General features: G+C 72.4%; 1 protein-coding gene. It reads right to left on the bottom strand.

The genetic code is table 11. The annotated features are described in order from the left end of the window. Window positions 1–97: 97 nt before the first annotated feature. Window positions 98–1,441 carry an extracellular catalytic domain type 1 short-chain-length polyhydroxyalkanoate depolymerase gene (locus O2L01_RS03570; RefSeq protein WP_270120438.1) on the bottom strand — a complete coding sequence of 448 codons (1,344 nt, stop codon included), beginning with the start codon at window positions 1,439–1,441 and terminating at the stop codon, window positions 98–100. Window positions 1,442–1,589: the final 148 nt, after the last annotated feature.

Here is a 1,589-nt window from a genome sequence, read left to right as displayed (position 1 = left end):
CCCCGGGCCCGCCCCCCCCCCCGGGCCCCCCCCCCCCCCCCCCTCCCCCGCGCGGGGGGGGGGGGGGGGGGGGCGGCGCCCCCCCGCCCCGAGTCGGTCAGCCCAGCGTCCACCGCTGGTTCGTCCCGCCGTGGCAGGACCACAACTGGACCTTCGAGCCGTTGGCGGTCGCGGCCCCGGCCACGTCCAGGCACAGGCCCGACTGGCGGTTCACGATCGAGCCGTCCGAGCGCAGGTCCCACTTCTGGTTGGTCCCGCCGTGGCACGACCAGATGATCGCGGCCGTCCCGTTCGCGGTCCCGCCGCCCGAGGCGTCCAGGCACTTGCGGGAGGTGCCGGTGTAGACGCTCAGTTCGCCTGCGGCGCTGTAGGTCCACTGCTGGTTCGCCCCGGTCCAGCAGTCGTAGAGCTGGACCTGCGCGCCGTTCGTCGTCGACTGGTTCGGCACGTCCACGCACCGGCCCGACGCCGTCCCGCGCAGCGGGCCCGAGGTCGGGGAGGAGCTGCCGCCCGCATCGAGGCCGAGGAAGGTGATCGCGTTGGCCGTCATGCCGGTCAGCGGCAGCGAGTGGCCGTACCCCGCGATGCTCATGCCCTCTACGGGAGCCTGGTTCCCGGTGCCGCCGTAGCGGGTCCGCACCCAGCCGCCCGCGAGGTTCTCGGTGGAGGAGGGCGTCTGGTTCAGCCCGTGCAGGTTCGTCCACTCCTTGATCTCCTCCCCGAAGTTCGGGTACCTGAGGATGTCGTCGGTGGTCCCGTGCCACAGCTGCATCCGCGGATACGAGCCGGTGTAGCCCGGGTACATGGCGTGGACCTGGTCGCCCCACTGCTGCGGGGTCTTGATGAGGTTCCCGCCCGCGCAGGTGCTGTTCCACAGTGAGCCGTTGTCGGTGGCGAAGCACCCGGCCGCGACCCCCGAGAACGCGGAGGCGGCGGAGAAGACGTCCGGGTACTCGGCGGCGAGGACGTTCGTCATCATCGCCCCGGAGGAGAACCCGCTGACCACGATCCGGTCCGCGTCCACGGCGTAGCGCTGGCGGGCCCACGAGACCATCGACATGATGCCGGTGGAGTCGCCGCCGCCGTTGCGGGTGAGGGCCGGCTTGGTGGAGACGTCGAAGCAGTGCCCTTCGCGGGTCGCCTCCGGGACCACGATGACGTACCCGTACCGGTCGGCCGCGGTCACGTAGTCGTGCCCGATGCCGTTGAAGACGCCGCCGGCCGAGCCGCCGCAGTAGTGCACGAGCACCAGCAGGGCCGGTTGAGGCGCGACGTTGTCGGGCACGTACAGGTACATGTTGAGACCGGTCGGGTTGTTGCCGAAGTCGGTCACGCGGTTCAGGGTGGCCGCCTGCGCCGGGGCGGCGGTCAGGAGCACCGCGCTGAGGGCGAGGGGGAGCATGAGCAGCGCCGCCAGTGCGGCGCGGAGTAGTCGTCTCATCGGTCGAACCTCCGTTCAGGAGTCGAGAAGGCTGGAGGATCGGCCCTTGCCGGGCCGAATCGGTTGCAAGGGTGAGCGTCCGGCTCCCGCGCGCGGGAGGCGGACGCGCGACATCAGGGGGGGAGGGCGCGGGGCCCGGGGGGTTGGG

Origin of the sequence: Glycomyces lechevalierae, assembly GCF_027622945.1 — a bacterium.
In the GTDB taxonomy this organism is placed as follows: Bacteria; Actinomycetota; Actinomycetes; order Mycobacteriales; family Micromonosporaceae; genus Glycomyces; species Glycomyces rutgersensis.
This window is presented reverse-complemented; position numbering and strand designations above follow the sequence as displayed.

Coding starts and splice junctions, on each gene's coding strand:
- O2L01_RS03570 (WP_270120438.1), bottom strand. CDS start 1,441: ATGAGACGACTACTCCGCGCCGCACTGGCGGCGCTGCTCATGCTCCCC.